Source organism: Amycolatopsis sp. lyj-108 (assembly GCF_046549005.1).
Lineage (GTDB): Bacteria > Actinomycetota > Actinomycetes > Mycobacteriales > Pseudonocardiaceae > Amycolatopsis.
The window spans coordinates 359,039-375,370 of record NZ_JAJPWQ010000007.1 but is presented as its reverse complement, the minus strand read 5'-3'; the positions used below and the strand labels follow the sequence as shown (position 1 = coordinate 375,370).

The window sequence follows — 16,332 nt, the reverse complement described above, 5'->3', positions numbered from 1 at the left end:
ATGGAGATGATCACTGTGCCGGCAGGCGAGATAACCCTTTCGGACCGGCGCACGCAGCGGAGCTGGGCTGTCGATGTCGCGTCGTTCCTGCTCGCGCCGGTTCCGGTCACCCGCGAGCCCGGCCGGCTTCCCCTCATCGAGGTCTCGTGGCCGGACACCCTCCGTTTCTGCAACACCCTGTCCGAACGCGAAGGTCTCACTCCCGCTTATGAGCTGGATTCGTCGACCTGGGATCGATCCGCGAACGGCTACCGCCTGCCCACCGAAGCGGAATGGGAACACGCTTGCCGCGCCGGCACGACCGGCCCTCGCTACGGACCACTCGACGAGATCGCCTGGTACCGCGATAACTCGGCGGAGTCCGTGCACGAAGTCGGTGGGAAGGCGCCCAACGCGTGGGGACTGCACGACATGCTGGGCAATGTCTGGGAATGGTGCTGGGACGTGTACGACGCCGAGGTGTACGGCGAATACCGGGTCCTGCGGGGCGGCGGCTGGTTCGACGAGCACTGGAGCTGCCGGGCTTCGGTACGGCGCCGCAGCCACCCGACCTTCCGTGTCGACGACGTCGGCTTCCGTCTCGCCCGGTCACTGTGACCCCGCCTCCACGACGTGATGATCACGCGATTGAATGACGGCACGGACACCCGGCCAGGGTGTCGGACCCTGGAGGAAACCGTGACCGGAACCGCTCCCCGAGACGTCGAACGCGTCTACTCCACCGCCGACGTCGTCGCGAAACTGCGCCGGCTCGCCGACGCGCTCGAGTCCGAGACCTCTTTCCGCATCCAGATCGCCGGGGAACGGTTCCGCGTCCCCGCCCGCGCGCAGTTCTCGATCGAGCACGAGCGCGGTGACGGCGAGGAAGAGGTCGAGTTCCAGCTGAAGTGGAAGATCGAAGAGACCGACTCGGACGACGACTCCGAGGGCACCGTCGTCTGATCCTCCGTCCATAAAGGACTCGGGCGGGCTCGTCAATCTTTGGCGGGCCCGCCCGTTTCGCACACGCTCAGACGATGCCGCCGTTGGCGCGAAGGACCTGGCCGTTGACCCAGCGGGCCGGACCGGCGAGGAACGAGACGACCTCGGCGATGTCGGACGGGGTGCCGAGGCGTTCGAGCGGGGGCTGCGCCGCCATGCTCGCGATGGTCGTCTCGTCCTTGCCGTCGAGGAACAGTGCCGTGGCGGTCGGGCCGGGGGCGACCGCGTTCACGGTGATGTCGCGGCCGCGGAGTTCACGCGCGAGGACCAGGGTGATCGCCTCGACCGCGCCCTTCGAGGCGGCATAGGCGGCGTACCCCGGCAGCGCGAGGCCGAGCACCGACGTGGAGAAGTTGATGATCGCGCCACCGTCGCGGACGCGACGGGAGGCCTGCTGGTCGACCACGAAGGTGCCGCGGATGTTGGTGCGGTGCAACCGGTCCAGCCGGTCGAGGTCCAGCTCGGCCACCGGAGCGAGGTACAGGGCGCCCGCGGCGTGGACCACGACGTCGACTCCGCCGAAGGTCTTCTCCGCGGTGTCGAACACGGCCGCGACGGCCTGCTCGTCGGCGACGTCGGCCTGCGCCGCGATCGCCTGGCCCCCACCGGCGGTGATCGCGTCGACCGCGGCCTGCGCCTCGTCCTTGTTCCCGCCGTATACGACGACGACCGCGAATCCATCGGACGCCAGCCGCTCGGCGGACTGCCTGCCGATGCCCCGCGAACCGCCGGTGACGATCGCTACGCGTGCCATGGAAGTGCTCCCATCAGGTGTTTTCGTTGATAACACGATCACTGTATCAGCGATATCGAACCAGTGCTACCGCGTGGGTGTTATCGTCGATACATGACGTTGACGACGAAAGACCGGTTGATCCGCGCGGCCGCGGAGCTCCTGGAGGAGGGCGGGCGCGAGGCGTTGTCGACGCGCGCGGTCAGCGCAGCCGCCGGAGTGCAGGCGCCGACGCTCTATCGGACCTTCGGCGACAAGGACGGTCTTCTCGATGCCGTCGCCACGTACGGCTTCAAGAACTACCTGGAGGGAAAGCATGCTCTCGGGCAGACCGGCGACCCGGTGAGCGACCTCCGGCGAGGCTGGGACCTGCACGTCGAGTTCGGCCTGCGCCGGCCCGCCTTCTACATGCTCATGTACGGCGAGCCCCGCGTCCGCGAAGCCCGCCAGGAGGCCGACGCGATACTCCGCCGGATCATCGAACGCATCGCCGAGGCCGGCAGGCTGCGCGCGCCGGTCGGACAAGCCGCGCAGCTGGTGCACGCGACCGGGATGGGGGTGGTCCTGTCGTTCCTCGCGAGCCCGCCGGAGCAGCGCGATCCGGACCTGTTCATCGCCGCGCGCGAACACGTGATCGCGGCGATCACCACCGACACCGCGGACCAGGCTTCGGACATCCCCAGCCGCGCGATCGCGCTCAAAGCCGCCTTGGAGAAGGAACCCGGCACCGTCCTGACCCCCGCCGAACGGGCGATGCTCGCCGAATGGCTCGACCGCCTCGCACGCTGAGCTATCGGCCGACGGCCTTCGCGGCCGCGACCGCCTGCCCGGCGTAGGACCGTCCGAAAAGGACGGTGTGCACCAGGAGGGGGAACAACTGGTGCGCGCCGATCCGATCGGTCCAGCCGTCGGCGAGCGGGGAAACCTCCTGGTAGGCGGCGAGCACCCGGTCGAGCAACGGGCAGCCGAACAACTGCAGCATCGCGAGGTCGGTTTCGCGATGGCCGCCGTGGGCTGCCGGGTCGATGAGCGACGCCTCGACGGCTCCCCACAGCACGTTGCCGTTCCACAGGTCACCGTGCAGGCGCGCGGGAGGTTCCGAGACTTCGGGAAGCCGTGTGCAAGCCTGCTCGATGACAGCGGCTTCGTCACCGTTCAGGGTGCCCTCCTCGACCGAGCGGCGAACATAGGGCAGGACCCGGTGCTCGGCGTACCAAGTCGGCCAGTCCTCGCCCGGCGTGTTCTCCATCGGGGCCAGGCCGATCCACGCGTCAGCCGGCCCGTCCGGCGGCGCCGCGCCGAACGCGGGCGCACCCGACGCGTGCAACTCCGCGAGCCCCCTCCCCAGCCGCTCCGCCGCGTGATGCGTCGGCCGTCCGCCGCCGACCAGTTCCGTGACCAGCCATTCGCCGTCGTGGCCGCGCACCTCGGGCACTCGCACCGCACCGGGCTCCCCCAGCCACCGCAGGCCCGCGGCCTCGGCCGGTGTCGCGTTCCGCGCGTGACCCCGTTTGACGACCACCGTGTCGCCGCTGTCGAGTACCACTTCGGTCACCCCGCTCGACAGGCTCCGCTGCTCGGCGACGGCGCGTCCGGTGATCTTCGTGGCAGCCTCGGCAGGCGTCGAAACCTGGGTCATGCCCGCAACCTACCTCCGCCGATCGGGTGAACGCCCGTTGTACGGAGGCGAATCCGCGTGCGTGCGCTTTCGAGAGACGAACGGCCATTACCGGGGCGGAACGAACAGCCCCGCCGGTTTCCCGGCCTCGGCCGGGCTGTGCCCGGTCAACGCCCGGAACTCGCGGATGAGATGCGCCTGGTCGCTGTAGCCGCCCGAATACGCGACCTCCGCCCAGGAAAGCGACGACGCCCGGTCCAGCAGCGCCAGCACGCGATTGAGCCGGGCGATCCGGCCGACCGTGCGGGGATTCAGCCCGATCTGCTCACGGAACCGGACGTTGAGGTGCTGCCTGCTCCAGCCGATCTCGTCGGCGAGGACGCCGACGCGGACCGGGCCCGCGCAAAGCCGGTCCCACGCGTAGCGGACAGGTGCGGCCAGCTCCGGGCCGCGAGCGAGCCTCGCCGCGAGGTACTCGTCCAGCAGCCGGAATCTCTCCGGCCAGTCCGCCGCCTCGGCCAGCCGTTCGGTCAAGGACCCGGAAGGCAGCAGGTCCGACGCCGCGACGACCGAATTCGTCAGCTCCCGCAACGGGATTCCGAACAACGCGTACGAGCCGAGCGGGGTCAGGGCGACGATGATCCCGCGCGAAGCCCCGGCTTGTTCGATTCGCAACGGCCGGTCCCGCAAGCCCAGCACCGGCGAAACGGGGATCTCCGGTCCTCTGACCGGCGCGTCGATGTCGATCACCCAGGTGAGCACGGACAACGGGGTGACCTGCCAGGAGTTCACGCCCGCGTCGGGAAGGTCGTGCGCGACGTAGCTCGCCACATGGGCGGCGAGGCCGGGATGCGGCCACCGGAGAATCCGCTCGCCGGGTGCGCGGACGATGTCCCGCCGCGGCACCACGAGACCCCACCCACCCATGCCGTCATCTTACTTTCGTTCAAGACCCGCAAGACGGCTTTGCCTAGCGTTCCCCTCATGGACGAAATCGGGGATTTCAGAAATCCGGCGGCCGAAAAACGCTATTTCGCCGCCTACGACCGTGCCATGGCCGAATGCCCGGAACCGGGCACGGTCTTCGACGTCGAAACGCGCCACGGCACCACGCGAGTCTACCGCTACGGCGACTGCGGCGGCCCGATGGCCCTGCTGCCTGGACTCCTGGCGACCTCGGCCTGCTTCGCGACGCTCATCCCACCCTTGGCCGAACACCACACCGTCTACGCGATCGACACTCTCGGCGAAGCGGGCCGCAGCGTGCAAAAGGCGCCGTTCAAGGACATCCGGGACCGCGCGAGCGCCCTCGACGACGTCTTCGAGAAACTGGGATTGAGCGACGTACGGCTCGTCGGCGGTTCGACCGGTGGCTGGCACGCGGTCAACCAGGCGATACACGCACCCGGCAGGCTCGCGTCCATCGCGTTGCTGGACGCGACCACCGTCTCGGCTCCCTTCACCCGGAAGGTCTTCCGGTACGGCTTGGCCGCCGCCGTATTCGACAGCGACCGGCTGTGGCGCCGCTTCGTGACGTGGTCCGCCGGCGCGGACATCCTCGACCAGCCCGCCGCCCGGCTCGTACTCGCCGGGATCCGGTGCTATCGCGCGCGGGTGCCGTTCCAGGCCTGCCCGGCCGAGGAGGCTTTGCGGTCCATCGAAGTGCCCACGCTCGCCCTGTTCGGCGGGCGCAGCGTCGTGCACGACTCCGCCGCTGCCGCCGCACGACTCGAAAGCCTGCTCCCCCACGCCGACGTCGAAATCCTGCCGGACGCCGGTCACTACCTCTATCTCCGCTCGCAGGACCGAAACCTGATCATCGAGCGGGTCCTCGACAAGGTCGCTTAGGCGGCCCGCGCGCCGGAACCCCGGCGCGCGGCGGCCAGACTGGCGCGGCACGCGGCGATCAACCTGGCCGAGGCGGCGCTTTCGCCGTGTCCGCACCGAGGACAGGACATCGTGACGTCACCGGACAGTTCGTCGACGGAGACGGTCAACGCGGTCGCGCACGAACGGCACCAGCGGTGGCGCGTGATCGGGTTGACGTGCAGCGGGGAAGCCACGCACTGGTGGATCCAGCGGCCGTGCACGTGGCAGGTCAGACGGTCGTCCGGGGACAGGCGGCCGACGTCTTCGGCGTCGTCCTCCATCGCCAGCAGAACCGGCAGGGTGCGGCTCACCGGGTTCAGCCGCGTGGTCGAGGCCAGTGTCGTGGTGTTCATCGCTTTCTCCTTCCGGCTCTTATCAAGACGTCGAACAGGCGGCGCCAGATACGACACGGCCGGGCAGCCTTTTGCCGCAACCTCCCTCAAGCGGGTGAATTGATCTTGGTCGATTCCGAACCGTTACCCCATTCGGGTTAATCGCGCGTATCTTTCGGATCATGACGGCCGCACTCGTTTCACTGTCTACATCAGACAGTCGCGAACCCGGCTACCTGCTGCTTCCACCAGCGGGCGGTACCAGCCGGGCGTTCGACGCGCTCGCGGGCACGGTCGACGCGGACGTTCGCGCCTTCGAATATCCCGGCCACGGGGAACGGCTCGCGGAATCACCGGCGTCCTCTCTCGAAGAACTCGCCACGCACTTGGCCGCCGCGACACCGAAATCCTGGTTTTCCCGCTCCGTGACCATCGGATTCGGAATGGGCGCCTTCGTCGCCTTGGAAACCGCTCAACGCCTCGGCGCCGCCCCCGGCGCGCTGGTCGTCGTGGACGCGTGCGCTCCGCAGCGGCGCTCACCGGGCAAGAACGCCAAGGCGGGCGCGTCGGCGATGGGGCGGGTCTTCGGCCGCACCGGGCTCACCCCCGTCGCGGGCTACCGCGACTCACCCGAAAGCTGGGAGTACGCCCTCGACCTGCTGCTCGGCGACCTCCAGCTGCTGAACGCTTACCGCGGGCCTGCCAGGACCCGGCTCCCGTGCCCGATCGCGGCGATCCGCGGCACCGATGATCCCGCCTCCGCTTCGGGCGACGACGCCACCGGCGGCTGGCGGGTGTGGACGTCCGGTCCGTTCGTGGGACGCGTCGTACCCGGTGGGTATCTGGGCGTTCTCGAGCCCGGCAGGGAGGTCGGGTTCTGGGCCCGGATCCGCAGGCTGGAAGCGGCCTTCGTGGCCGCCGAGCCGGAAGTCGCCTAGTACCTGACTTACACCGGTGACGTCGTCCGACGGTCGCCGCGCCAGCAGCCTGCGCCCTAATTTCGTCCCGTACCAGGCGTTTCGCGGGAGGAATCAGGATGCTCAGCAGGAGAAGGTTCGCGCAGGCCGTCGTCGCCGCGACAGCAGGAGCCACCGTGGCGAGCTGTTCGGCCCAGCCCGCGGCGGCACCGGTGGCGACCGGCGGGACCACCTCGTTCGGCCCGATCAAGCAGATCGACGCCGGGGAACTGAGCATCGGTTACGCCGAAGCCGGACCCGCAGGCGGTCCGGTGGTGGTCCTGCTGCACGGCTGGCCCTACGACATCCACAGCTACGTCGACGTCACCCCGCGCCTGGTCGCGGCCGGATACCGGGTGATCGTGCCGTTCCTGCGCGGCTACGGGCCGACACGGTTCCTGTCGAAGGACACGTTCCGCAACGGCCAGCAGTCCGCGATCGCCGCCGACATCGTCGCGTTGCTGGACGCCCTCAAGATCGAGAAGGCCGTCTTCGGCGGCTTCGACTGGGGCGCCCGCACGGCCGTGATCATCGCCGCCCTGTGGCCCGAACGGTGCAAGGCACTCGTTTCGGTGAGCGGCTACCTGGTGACCAACCGGGAGACGAACAAGCAGCCGCTTTCCCCGGCCGCCGAGCTCGGCTGGTGGTACCAGTACTACTTCGCCACCGAGCGCGGCATCCTCGGCTACACGAAGAACCGCCACGACTTCAACAAGCTGATCTGGAAGATCGCGTCGCCGAAGTGGACCTTCGACGACGCGACCTACGACCGTTCCGCGGCGTGCTTCGACAACCCGGACCACGTCGCCATCGTGATCCACAACTACCGGTGGCGGTCGAGCCTCGCCGATGGCGACCCGAAACTCGACGCGCTGGAAGCGAAACTCGCGCAGGGGCCGGCGGTTTCGGTGCCCACCATCACGATCGGCAGCGATTTCGACGGCCCGAACACCGACGGCAAGGCATACCGGTCGAAGTTCTCCGGCAAATACGAGCACCGCGTCCTGAACGGGATCGGCCACAACGTCCCGCAGGAAGCCCCGGCGGAATTCGCCAAGGCCGTCCTCGACGTCGACCGGTTCTAGCGTGCCCCGGTGAGGTGTTCGAGGGCCAGCTGGGACAGGCGGATGAAACCGTAACCGCGCTCCGCCGCCTTGTCCGGGTCGAAATCCTCGAACGCCGATCGGTCCGCCAGCAGATCCGCCGCCGTCTCGCCCTCGTTGAGGGTCGGTGTCGCCAGCTCCGGGACGAGCGCGGCCTCGAGCGCGGCTTGCACCTCGGGATCGGCACGGAACGCTCGGGCACGTTCGGCGAACACCAGGTAGCTGGCCATGTTGGCCTCGGCGCTGGCCCAGACGCCGTCCATGTTCTCCGTGCGCAGCGGCTTGTAGTCGAAGTGGCGCGGCCCGTCGTAGCCGCCGTGCTCCAGCAGGTCGACCAGGAAGAACGAGGACAACACGTCGCCGTGGCCGAACACGAGGTCCTGGTCGAACCGCGGGCCGCGCTGGCCGTTGAGGTCGATGTGGAACAGCTTGCCCTGCCACAGGGCCTGCCCGATGCCGTGGACGATGTTGAGCCCGGCCATCTGCTCGTGCCCGACCTCGGGGTTCACGCCGACGATCTCGTGGTTGTCGAGCGTGGAGATGAACGCGAGCGCGTGCCCGATGGTCGGCAGCAGGATGTCGCCGCGAGGTTCGTTCGGCTTCGGTTCGAGCGCGAGCCGGAGGCCGTAACCCTGGTCGATGACGTACTGGGCGAGGAAGTCGATGCCTTCGCGGTAGCGGTCCATCGCCGCGTGGACGTCCTTCGAGGCGTCGGTCTCGCTGCCTTCACGACCACCCCAGAGCACGAACGTCGACGCGCCCAACTCGGCGGCGAGGTCGAGGTTCCGCAGCACCTTGCGCAGGGCGTAACGGCGGACGTCGCGATCATTGCTGGTCAGGCCGCCGTCCTTGAAGACCGGATGGCTGAACAGGTTCGTGGTCACCATCGGGACGACGAGACCGGTCTCGTCGAGCGCGCCCTGGAACCGCTTCAGATGCCGCGCGCGCTCCGCGTCGGCCGAGCCGAACGGGATGAGGTCGTCGTCGTGGAAGGTGATTCCCCAGGCGCCGAGGTCCGAGAGACGGTGCACGGCTTCGACCGGGTCGAGCGGGGCCCGGCTCGCCGGGCCGAACATGTCGTTCGCCTGCCAGCCCACGGTCCACAACCCGAAGCTGAACTTGTCCTCACGCGTCGGTGCCTGAGCCATTTCGCCTCCACCAATTAGTTTGATGCCTGAACTTATCGACGGTGATCCGGCGGGTCAAGGCTTTCGTTCAGGCATCGAACGAATACACTCGCCCGATGATCGGCACGCGTCCGGCGGGACAGCACACCGTGCGGCAGCACAACGCCGCCCTCGTCCTCGGCGCGATCGCGGACGGCCCCGGCACCTCGCGGGCGGGCCTCGCCGCCGCCACCGGGCTCACGAAGGCCACCGTGTCGATCGTGGTCGACCGCTTGATCGCGGCGGATCTCGTGGCCGAAGGCGAGCCGGAACGCCGGACGGGCCCCGGCAGGCGCGGCACCGTCGTGTCGCTCTCCCCCACCGGCCCGCACGGACTCGGCATCGAGATCGGCGTCGACTACCTGGCGTCCTGCCTCGTCGATCTGAACGGCACCGTCCGGGCGGAGGAGGTCCGATACGCGGACAACCGAACCCCTCGCGTTTTCCAGCGCGTGTCGGCGTTCCTGCGCAAGGCACGGAAGCAGGCGGACGCGCAAGGGGTGCCCGTCGGCGGCGTCGGTATCGCGGTTCCGGGTCTGGTCGAATCCGGCCTCGTGCGACTGGCCCCCAACCTGGGCTGGCGCGACGTCGACCTCGCGGACCGGCTCGGGGAGACCTTCACCGTCGCCAACGAAGCCAACTTCGCGGCGCTCGCCGAACTCTGGCACGGCTCGGCGTTGCCGGATTTCGTCCACGTGTCCGGCGAGATCGGGATCGGTGCGGGAATCGTGCTGGATCGTGCCCTGTTCGAAGGCGTCCGCGGCGCGGGCGGCGAGATCGGCCATCTGCCCGTGGCACCCGACGGCCCGCCTTGTTCCTGCGGCGCGAACGGCTGCCTGGAACGGATGGCGGGCCAGGAGGAGATCCTGCGGCTCGCGGGCGCGGAGACCGTCGACGAGCTGGTCTCCGCACTGGAGTCCGGCGACGGTGCGGCCCTTTCCGCGGTCACCACCGCCGCCGGCCACCTCGGCATCGGACTGTCCACTGTGGTCAACCTGATGGACGTCCCGGCGGTGGTGCTAGGCGGGACCTACGCGCGGCTCGAACCATGGCTGCGTGAGCCACTCCTCGCCGAACTGGAGCGCCGAGTGCCCAGCACGGCGTGGTCGCCGGTCCGCGTCATCCGATCGTCGCTCGGCACCGGAGCCGCCGTACGCGGTGCCGCCGGCTCGGTGATCCGAGGCGTTCTCGCGGATCCGGAGCACTATCTCACGACTCACTGGCCATCCGATCAGGATGCTCGGGGCCGCTGACCCCGGGCAGCAACGGCTCGATCGCCTGCGCCCGCCGCTCGATATCGGGCCGCTGGGCGCGCCGCGCGTAGTCGATGAGGGCTTCGCGGTCGTCTCGCGGAAGCCAGCCCTGCTCGCTCCCGGTCTCCAGCCTCACGAGGTACCGCACCAGCTCCACGGACTCGGCACCGAAGTCCCGCATGCGGCGCGTCAGCAGTTCCGCCGCGCCGAGGTAGCCGTTGTTCCAAGCGTGGACCGCCAGCAAGTGCGCCGTCGCCGCGAGGATGTCGCCGAGGTGGAACCCGCCCTCCGCGGCGAGATGCCCGGCGAGCCGGAAACTACGTCTGCCCTCGCCGACCGGACCCTCCTCGCGAATCGCCTCGAGCAGAGCCCCGATCTGCCGCGTCAGATAATCCTGACCCGCGTCCTCCACCGTCACCGCATTCCTCCACCCAGTCGCCGCGATCGCACGAAGGTGTCAATGGGGAGCACACCAGATACATCGAATGCCGAACCGTTATCACCCGAATGGCCTGTCCGGCGATGCGCCTCGATCAACAGGGTGCAACGGCTCCGGTCTCGCCCGCGGGGCACCACCCTCCGCCGTCGAACCCGCCTGTATTCGGCGGGCGGGCGGAGAGCGTTACAGCAGCCGGTCAAGACGGCTCGCCAGACGAGACCATAGGACTCAGCCGCGTTCACCGGTGCGTGAAGGCCTCCTTGAGGGACTCTGGGTCCCTCAAGGAGGCCTTCACGGACCGATCACCACTCACGTGGGGCGGCGCCTGACTGCTCCTCGAAGATCAGCCAGGTCCGCGTGGACCGCACGCCGTCCAGTGCCTGCAGTCGCTCCAGGACGACGTCCCGCAGCGACGCGTTGTCCGGCGTCCGCACCAGCAGCAGGATGTCGAAGTCGCCGCCGACGAGCGAAACGTGTTCGACGAACGGGATCTGCCGCAATTCGGCCGACATCGTGCGCCACGAGGTCTGCTCGACGGTGATCAGGATGTACGCGCTCGTTCCGAGTCCGGCGCGCCGCGGGTCGATCCGGGCGCCGAAGCCGGTGATGACGCCTTCGGACATCAGGCGGTCCAGTCTCGCGTAGGCGTTGGTGCGCGAGATGTGCAGTCGTTCCGCGAGCGCGCGGACGGCGAGCCTGCCGTCGGCGGACAGCTCGGCCAGGATCGCGCGATCGATGTCGTCGAGGGCAAGGACCGTTCGTCCTGGATCCCGGCCGTGAGCCACGCCACTGCCGGACGGTTGGCTCGGCTGAACCGATTCTGAGGACAGTTTGTCGCTCATTTCGCCTGGGCCTTGAACACTGGGACTCCGGAATCCACCATCTCAGCATCATATGTCTGTGAAAGGTGGTGCTGCGCCATGTCGAGGGAGACCCCCGCCGCCGCGTTGCTGCCGTCCGGAGTCCCGGTGCGGTTCCTCGCCGAGGACGGCACCCGCGTCGACGAGCACGGTCACTACTCCGAGCCGCCGTCCGAGCGGCTCGTCGAGGCCTACCGGCTGATGGTGCTCGGCCGCCGGTTCGACGCGCAGGCGACCGCGCTGACCAAACAGGGCCGCCTCGCGGTCTACCCGTCGAGTGCCGGCCAGGAGGCCTGCCAGGTCGCGAGCGCGCTGGCCCTCACCGACGCGGATTGGCTCTTCCCCACCTACCGCGACTCCGTCGCGCTGGTCGCCCGCGGGCTCGAACCGGGCGAGATCCTGACGCTCCTTCGCGGCGACGCGCACTGTGGCTACGACCCCGCCAAGACCCGTGTCGCTCCGCAGTGCACCCCGCTGGCCACCCAGACCCTCCACGCGGCCGGGCTCGCCCACGCGATGCAGCGCCGCGGCGAGGACAGCGTCGCGTTCGCGCTCATCGGGGACGGCGCCACCAGCGAAGGCGACTTCCACGAGGCGCTCAACTTCGCGGCCGTGTTCAAAGCTCCCGTGGTGTTCTTCGTGCAGAACAACGGGTTCGCGATCTCGGTGCCGTTCGAGAAGCAGAGCGCCGCCCCCGCGCTGGCCTACAAGGGTGTCGGCTACGGCGTGCGTTCCGAGCAGGTCGACGGCAACGACGCCGTCGCGGTCCTTTCGGTGCTGGACGACGCCGTCGCGCACGCGCGGTCCGGTCTCGGACCGGTACTGGTCGAGGCGCACACCTACCGGATCGACGCGCACACCAACGCCGACGACGCGACCCGCTATCGCGACCAGGCCGAGGTCGAGAAGTGGCGAGCGGCCGACCCGGTCCGCCGTCTCGAAACCTATCTGACCAACGAGGACCTGTTGTCCGCCAACGATATCGAGCGATTCCGGGCTGAGGCGGAGACGTTCGCCGCAGGAGTGCGCGACACCCTCAACGCCGACGTCGAGCCGGATCCCCTGTCCCTGTTCGAGCACGTGTACGCCGTTCCGACCCGCCAGCTGGCCGCCCAGCGGGCGCTGGTCGCGGCCGAATCGGAGGCCTGATGACCGAGATCTCGATGGCACAAGCCCTCAACGCCGCCTTGCGTGACGCGATCAAGGACGACGACCGCGTGCTGATCTTCGGCGAGGACGTCGGCCCGCTCGGCGGGGTGTTCCGGGTGACCGACGGCATCACCGCCGACTTCGGCGAGGAACGCTGTTTCGACACACCGTTGGCCGAGTCCGGCATCGTCGGCTTCGCGGTCGGGATGGCGATGGGCGGGTTCCGTCCGGTGGTCGAAATGCAGTTCGACGCCTTCGCGTACCCCGCGTTCGAGCAGATCACCTCGCATGTCGCGAAACTGCGGAACCGGACCCGCGGCGCGCTGTCGCTGCCGATGGTCATCCGGATCCCTTACGCGGGCGGGATCGGCGGCGTCGAGCACCACTGCGATTCGAGTGAGGCCTATTACACGCACACGCCGGGCCTGCGCGTCGTCACGCCGGGCACTCCCCAGGACGCCTACGACCTCCTCCGCGATTCGATCGACTCACCGGATCCGGTGATCTTCCTCGAGCCCAAATGCCGTTACTGGTCGAAGGAGCCCGTGTCCTTCACCCGTGACGGCGCGGCCATGGACCGCGCGGTCGTCCGCCGCGGGGGCAAGGACGTCACGCTGATCGCGTACGGCCCGATGGTCGCCACCGCACTGGAGACCGCGGAGGCGGCGACCGCCGAGGGCTGGGACGTCGAGGTGGTCGACCTCCGGTCGCTGAGCCCGTTCGACGACGAGACCGTCACCGCTTCGGTGCGCCGCACCGGACGCGCGGTCGTCGTCCACGAGGCGGCCGGCTTCGGCGGCTACGGCGCCGAGGTGGTCGCCAGGGTCACCGAGCAGTGTTTCCATCAGCTGCACGCTCCCGTCCTGCGCGTGACCGGACTCGACATCCCTTATCCGCCACCGAAGCTGGAGCGCCATCAGCTTCCGGACGTCGACCGGATCCTGGACACCGTCGCCCGGTTGCAGTGGCACGACGAACCGGTGGTGGCCGGTGCCTGACTTCCTGCTCCCGGACCTCGGCGAGGGGCTGACCGAGGCGTCGATCGTGAACTGGCTCGTCGCGGAAGGCGACACCGTCGGCGTCGACCAGCCCGTCGTCGAAGTGGAGACCGCGAAGGCCGCGGTCGAGGTGCCGGTGCCGTTCGCCGGTGTCGTCACCCGCCTCCACGGCGAACCCGGCCAGTCGCTGCCGGTCGGCGCTCCCCTGCTCACCATCGGCCCCGGCTTCACCGAACCCGGCGTGACGACGGCGAGCGAAGGCAGCGGCAACGTCCTCATCGGCTACGGCACGACCACCACGACGCGGCGCCGCCGGACGCGCACCGTCGTCGCGACTCCCGAGAAGGCGTCGAAAGCCCCGGGCGTGATCTCGCCGTTCGTCCGCAAGATGGCCGCCGACAACAAGATCGACCTGACGAAACTGACCGGCAGCGGCCCCGGCGGCATCATCCGGCGCGCCGACGTCGAAGCTGCGCTCGCCGTCCCCGAATCCAAGGACGGCGAGAAACGGATCCCGCTGACCGGGGTCCGCAAGGCGGTCGCCGACAAACTGACGACCTCGCGACGCCAGATCCCCGAGGCGACGGTCTGGGTCGACGTCGACGCGACCGAACTCGTCGCCGCGCGGAAGTCGCTCAACGCTTCGGCACCGGACCGCCCGGTGAGCCTCCTCGGTCTCGTCGCCCGGTTCGCCGTCGCGGGCCTGCGGAAATATCCCGAGCTGAACTCGCGCGTCGAAGGCGACGAGATCGTCCAGCTGCGGGACATCAACCTCGGTTTCGCCGCGCAGACCGACCGCGGGCTCGTCGTCCCAGTCGTCCGCGACGCGGGTTCACTGTCCACAAGGGAGCTTTCGGCGGCGATCGGCGACCGGACCGCACAAGCCAGGGAAGGGAAACCCGGCCCGGCGGGCGGCACGTTCACAGTCAACAACTACGGCGTGTTCGGCGTCGACGGCTCGGCCGCGATCATCAACCATCCGGAGGCGGCGATCCTCGGCATCGGCCGGATCATCGACCGTGCCTGGGTCGTCGACGGCGCGCTCGTGGCGAGGAAGGTCTGCGAACTGACCCTGGCGTTCGACCACCGGGTGTGCGACGGCGGGACCGCCGGCGGATTCCTCCGGTTCGTCGCCGACTGCGTCGAATCGCCGGTCACCGCGCTCGGGGAGCTCTGAGCGGGTCGCACAACCGCCGGTTGTGACCCGCCAACGACCCGTTGTTCGACTTGCGCGTCCCGGCTTGCTTTGATCTCGCGGTGGGTGGGAGATCGCTGGGGCGACGGTTCGGCTGGCTTTGGGCGGCGTACGCGGCGAGCGCTTTCGGCACCAGGTTCGCGTTCGACGCGTTCAGCCTGATCGCCATCGTGGCGCTGGGCGCCGGCACCACCGAGGTCTCGCTCCTCGCGGCGGCCGGGCTCGTCGTCGGCGCCGTGGTCGCGCTGCCGCTCGGGCCTTGGGTCGAGTTCCGCCGGAAACGGCCGGTGATGATCGCGATGGACCTCGTCCGCTGCGCGGCGCTCCTGACCGTTCCGGTGGCGTACGCGTTCGGGCTGCTCGGCTTCGGGCAGCTTCTCGCCGTGTCGGTCGTCGTCGCCGCGGCGGACATCACCTTCCTGGCGGCCAGTGGGGCTTTCCTGAAAACCCTGCTGCCGCCGGAAGATCTGCTGGTCGCGAACGCCCGGTTCGAATCGACGACCTGGACGGCGACCGTGCTCGGCCCGCCGCTCGGTGGTTTCGCCGTCGGCCTGTTCGGACCGGTGATCACGATCGCCGCCGACGCGGTCAGCTATCTGCTCTCGGCACTCGGTATCCGTGCGGTCGGCGGTTCGGAACCGCCACCCGCGAGGCGGGAAGGTCCTCGGCTGACCGGCCGCGACCTGCGGGAAGGATGGCGGTTCATCCTCACCCATCCGTTGCTGCGGCCTTTGTTCGTCAACACGATCGTGGTCAACGGCCTGATCATGGCGACCGCGCCGCTGATGGCCGTCCTGATGCTCGGGCAGCTCGGTTTCGCTCCTTGGGAGTACGCGGTGGCCTTCGCCGTGCCCTGCCTCGGCGGACTGATCGGTTCGAGACTCTCCTGGACCATGGTCGCCCGGTATGGCCGGGACAGGGTTCTCTTCGTTGCCGGTTGGCTGCGGATCTGCTGGCCCATCGGACTGGTCTTCATCCAGCCCGGTGTTCCGGGGCTGATCCTGGTCATCGTCGTCGAACTCTGCCTGATCACCTGTATCGGCGTTTTCAACCCGGTGCTCGCCACCAGCAGGCTCGAAATGGTGCCCCTCGACCGGGCGGCGCGCACGCTTTCCGCCTGGTCGATCGCCGGCAAACTCACCACCGCGGCCCTGACCGCGCTGTGGGGGCTGCTCGCCGCGTTCACCGGTCCGCGTGCCGCGGTCGGCATCGCCGGGGCGCTGATGCTCGCGACGCCGCTCCTGCTCCCCCGAAACCGTCGGAGGGCTGTGCCACTATCGGCGCATGTCGATCAAGAGAGTGGTGGCCGACCTCGAGACCAAGTCACTTGAGCAGGCGAAAGCCTTCTACGAGCGGGTGCTCGGCTTCGAAGTGGTGATGGATCACGGCTGGATCGTGACCCTGGCCGATCCGGACCGTCCGGAGGTGCAGCTGAGTCTCATGACCCACGACGAGACGGCGCCCGTCGTCCCGGCCGTCTCGATCCAGGTGGACGACGTCGACGCGGCGTACGAGGAGGCGAAGGCGTCCGGTGCCGAGATCGTGCACGAACTGACCGACGAACCGTGGGGCGTCCGGCGGTTCTTCGTCCGTGACCCCGGCGGTCACGTGGTCAACGTGCTGTCGCATCGCTGAAGGCCGTTTCATCAGAATTTCATGACGCATCCCTAGCGTTCGAAC

General features: G+C 69.1%; 18 protein-coding genes and 1 pseudogene. 12 read left to right on the top strand and 7 right to left on the bottom strand.

Annotation, left to right across the window (positions count from 1 at the left end; all coding sequences use genetic code 11):
- Positions 1-597, top strand: a complete 597-nt coding sequence (locus tag ACLJO0_RS26235) for a formylglycine-generating enzyme family protein (protein WP_410581257.1) — start codon at positions 1-3, stop codon at positions 595-597.
- An 81-nt stretch (positions 598-678) separates the two neighbouring features.
- A complete protein-coding gene (locus ACLJO0_RS26230) occupies positions 679-942 on the top strand; it encodes an amphi-Trp domain-containing protein (RefSeq protein ID WP_125677397.1) in 264 nt (87 codons plus the stop codon).
- A gap of 67 nt (positions 943-1,009) precedes the next feature.
- On the opposite strand, the gene ACLJO0_RS26225 is transcribed toward ACLJO0_RS26230, so the two are convergent.
- Positions 1,010-1,735: an SDR family oxidoreductase gene (locus ACLJO0_RS26225; RefSeq protein ID WP_410581086.1), complete on the bottom strand. Its 726-nt coding sequence runs from the start codon at positions 1,733-1,735 to the stop codon at positions 1,010-1,012.
- A 93-nt stretch (positions 1,736-1,828) separates the two neighbouring features.
- Between ACLJO0_RS26225 and ACLJO0_RS26220 the strand changes: the two genes are divergently transcribed.
- Positions 1,829-2,503, top strand: coding sequence for a TetR/AcrR family transcriptional regulator (locus tag ACLJO0_RS26220; protein WP_410581085.1), 675 nt, complete (start codon positions 1,829-1,831; stop codon positions 2,501-2,503).
- 1 nt (position 2,504) lies between these two features.
- On the opposite strand, the gene ACLJO0_RS26215 is transcribed toward ACLJO0_RS26220, so the two are convergent.
- Both ACLJO0_RS26215 and ACLJO0_RS26210 read right to left on the bottom strand, forming a co-directional pair.
- A complete protein-coding gene (locus ACLJO0_RS26215) occupies positions 2,505-3,353 on the bottom strand; it encodes a fructosamine kinase family protein (protein WP_410581084.1) in 849 nt (282 codons plus the stop codon).
- An 87-nt stretch (positions 3,354-3,440) separates the two neighbouring features.
- Positions 3,441-4,259, bottom strand: coding sequence for a helix-turn-helix domain-containing protein (locus ACLJO0_RS26210; RefSeq protein ID WP_410581083.1), 819 nt, complete (start codon positions 4,257-4,259; stop codon positions 3,441-3,443).
- A gap of 57 nt (positions 4,260-4,316) precedes the next feature.
- Between ACLJO0_RS26210 and ACLJO0_RS26205 the strand changes: the two genes are divergently transcribed.
- Entirely contained in the window at positions 4,317-5,180 is an 864-nt protein-coding gene (locus ACLJO0_RS26205; protein WP_410581082.1) for an alpha/beta fold hydrolase, read from the top strand.
- On the opposite strand, the gene ACLJO0_RS26200 is transcribed toward ACLJO0_RS26205, so the two are convergent.
- Positions 5,177-5,554 carry a hypothetical protein gene (locus tag ACLJO0_RS26200; RefSeq protein WP_219151665.1) on the bottom strand — a complete coding sequence of 126 codons (378 nt, stop codon included), beginning with the start codon at positions 5,552-5,554 and terminating at the stop codon, positions 5,177-5,179. The genes ACLJO0_RS26205 and ACLJO0_RS26200 overlap by 4 nt on opposite strands.
- A 161-nt stretch (positions 5,555-5,715) precedes the next feature.
- Here ACLJO0_RS26200 and ACLJO0_RS26195 point away from each other — a divergent pair, with 161 nt between their 5' ends.
- Together ACLJO0_RS26195 and ACLJO0_RS26190 are read left to right on the top strand one after the other, a co-directional pair.
- Positions 5,716-6,471 (top strand): thioesterase II family protein, encoded by a 756-nt coding sequence (locus tag ACLJO0_RS26195; RefSeq protein WP_410581081.1) that lies wholly within the window; start codon positions 5,716-5,718, stop codon positions 6,469-6,471.
- A gap of 98 nt (positions 6,472-6,569) precedes the next feature.
- Positions 6,570-7,574, top strand: coding sequence for an alpha/beta fold hydrolase (locus tag ACLJO0_RS26190; RefSeq protein WP_410581079.1), 1,005 nt, complete (start codon positions 6,570-6,572; stop codon positions 7,572-7,574).
- On the opposite strand, the gene xylA is transcribed toward ACLJO0_RS26190, so the two are convergent.
- Positions 7,571-8,740, bottom strand: coding sequence for a xylose isomerase (xylA, locus tag ACLJO0_RS26185; protein WP_410581078.1), 1,170 nt, complete (start codon positions 8,738-8,740; stop codon positions 7,571-7,573). The genes ACLJO0_RS26190 and xylA overlap by 4 nt on opposite strands.
- A gap of 95 nt (positions 8,741-8,835) precedes the next feature.
- Between xylA and ACLJO0_RS26180 the strand changes: the two genes are divergently transcribed.
- Positions 8,836-10,011, top strand: coding sequence for an ROK family protein (locus ACLJO0_RS26180; RefSeq protein WP_410581077.1), 1,176 nt, complete (start codon positions 8,836-8,838; stop codon positions 10,009-10,011).
- Here the strand turns inward: ACLJO0_RS26180 and ACLJO0_RS26175 are convergent.
- Complete coding sequence (locus tag ACLJO0_RS26175) at positions 9,968-10,429, bottom strand: hypothetical protein (RefSeq protein WP_125795614.1); 462 nt, start codon at positions 10,427-10,429, stop codon at positions 9,968-9,970. The genes ACLJO0_RS26180 and ACLJO0_RS26175 overlap by 44 nt on opposite strands.
- Before the next feature lie 323 nt (positions 10,430-10,752).
- Positions 10,753-11,235: an Lrp/AsnC family transcriptional regulator gene (locus ACLJO0_RS26170; RefSeq protein ID WP_410581255.1), complete on the bottom strand. Its 483-nt coding sequence runs from the start codon at positions 11,233-11,235 to the stop codon at positions 10,753-10,755.
- A 135-nt stretch (positions 11,236-11,370) separates the two neighbouring features.
- On the opposite strand from ACLJO0_RS26170, the gene pdhA reads away from it, so the two are divergent.
- The 5 genes and pseudogenes from pdhA (at position 11,371) to ACLJO0_RS26145 (ending at position 16,287) form a co-directional block, all read left to right on the top strand.
- Positions 11,371-12,459, top strand: coding sequence for a pyruvate dehydrogenase (acetyl-transferring) E1 component subunit alpha (gene pdhA / locus ACLJO0_RS26165; RefSeq protein WP_410581075.1), 1,089 nt, complete (start codon positions 11,371-11,373; stop codon positions 12,457-12,459).
- Positions 12,459-13,457, top strand: a complete 999-nt coding sequence (locus tag ACLJO0_RS26160; protein ID WP_410581074.1) for an alpha-ketoacid dehydrogenase subunit beta — start codon at positions 12,459-12,461, stop codon at positions 13,455-13,457. Before pdhA ends, ACLJO0_RS26160 begins: the two co-directional genes overlap by 1 nt.
- Positions 13,450-14,634 (top strand): dihydrolipoamide acetyltransferase family protein, encoded by a 1,185-nt coding sequence (locus ACLJO0_RS26155; RefSeq protein WP_410581073.1) that lies wholly within the window; start codon positions 13,450-13,452, stop codon positions 14,632-14,634. Before ACLJO0_RS26160 ends, ACLJO0_RS26155 begins: the two co-directional genes overlap by 8 nt.
- A gap of 80 nt (positions 14,635-14,714) precedes the next feature.
- Positions 14,715-16,100: pseudogene (locus ACLJO0_RS26150) on the top strand (MFS transporter); the annotation flags it as partial.
- A complete protein-coding gene (locus ACLJO0_RS26145) occupies positions 16,009-16,287 on the top strand; it encodes a VOC family protein (protein WP_370305939.1) in 279 nt (92 codons plus the stop codon). The pseudogene ACLJO0_RS26150 and the gene ACLJO0_RS26145, both read left to right, overlap by 92 nt.
- Positions 16,288-16,332: the final 45 nt, after the last annotated feature.

Bases quoted from the DNA above. Each gene is read 5' to 3' on its own strand.
- xylA (WP_410581078.1), bottom strand. From the start codon at position 8,740: ATGGCTCAGGCACCGACGCGTGAGGACAAGTTCAGCTTCGGGTTGTGG.
- ACLJO0_RS26205 (WP_410581082.1), top strand. From the start codon at position 4,317: ATGGACGAAATCGGGGATTTCAGAAATCCGGCGGCCGAAAAACGCTAT.
- ACLJO0_RS26225 (WP_410581086.1), bottom strand. From the start codon at position 1,735: ATGGCACGCGTAGCGATCGTCACCGGCGGTTCGCGGGGCATCGGCAGG.
- ACLJO0_RS26220 (WP_410581085.1), top strand. From the start codon at position 1,829: ATGACGTTGACGACGAAAGACCGGTTGATCCGCGCGGCCGCGGAGCTC.
- pdhA (WP_410581075.1), top strand. From the start codon at position 11,371: ATGTCGAGGGAGACCCCCGCCGCCGCGTTGCTGCCGTCCGGAGTCCCG.
- ACLJO0_RS26180 (WP_410581077.1), top strand. From the start codon at position 8,836: ATGATCGGCACGCGTCCGGCGGGACAGCACACCGTGCGGCAGCACAAC.
- ACLJO0_RS26160 (WP_410581074.1), top strand. From the start codon at position 12,459: ATGACCGAGATCTCGATGGCACAAGCCCTCAACGCCGCCTTGCGTGAC.
- ACLJO0_RS26195 (WP_410581081.1), top strand. From the start codon at position 5,716: ATGACGGCCGCACTCGTTTCACTGTCTACATCAGACAGTCGCGAACCC.
- ACLJO0_RS26215 (WP_410581084.1), bottom strand. From the start codon at position 3,353: ATGACCCAGGTTTCGACGCCTGCCGAGGCTGCCACGAAGATCACCGGA.
- ACLJO0_RS26190 (WP_410581079.1), top strand. From the start codon at position 6,570: ATGCTCAGCAGGAGAAGGTTCGCGCAGGCCGTCGTCGCCGCGACAGCA.
- ACLJO0_RS26210 (WP_410581083.1), bottom strand. From the start codon at position 4,259: ATGGGTGGGTGGGGTCTCGTGGTGCCGCGGCGGGACATCGTCCGCGCA.
- ACLJO0_RS26235 (WP_410581257.1), top strand. From the start codon at position 1: ATGGAGATGATCACTGTGCCGGCAGGCGAGATAACCCTTTCGGACCGG.
- ACLJO0_RS26200 (WP_219151665.1), bottom strand. From the start codon at position 5,554: ATGAACACCACGACACTGGCCTCGACCACGCGGCTGAACCCGGTGAGC.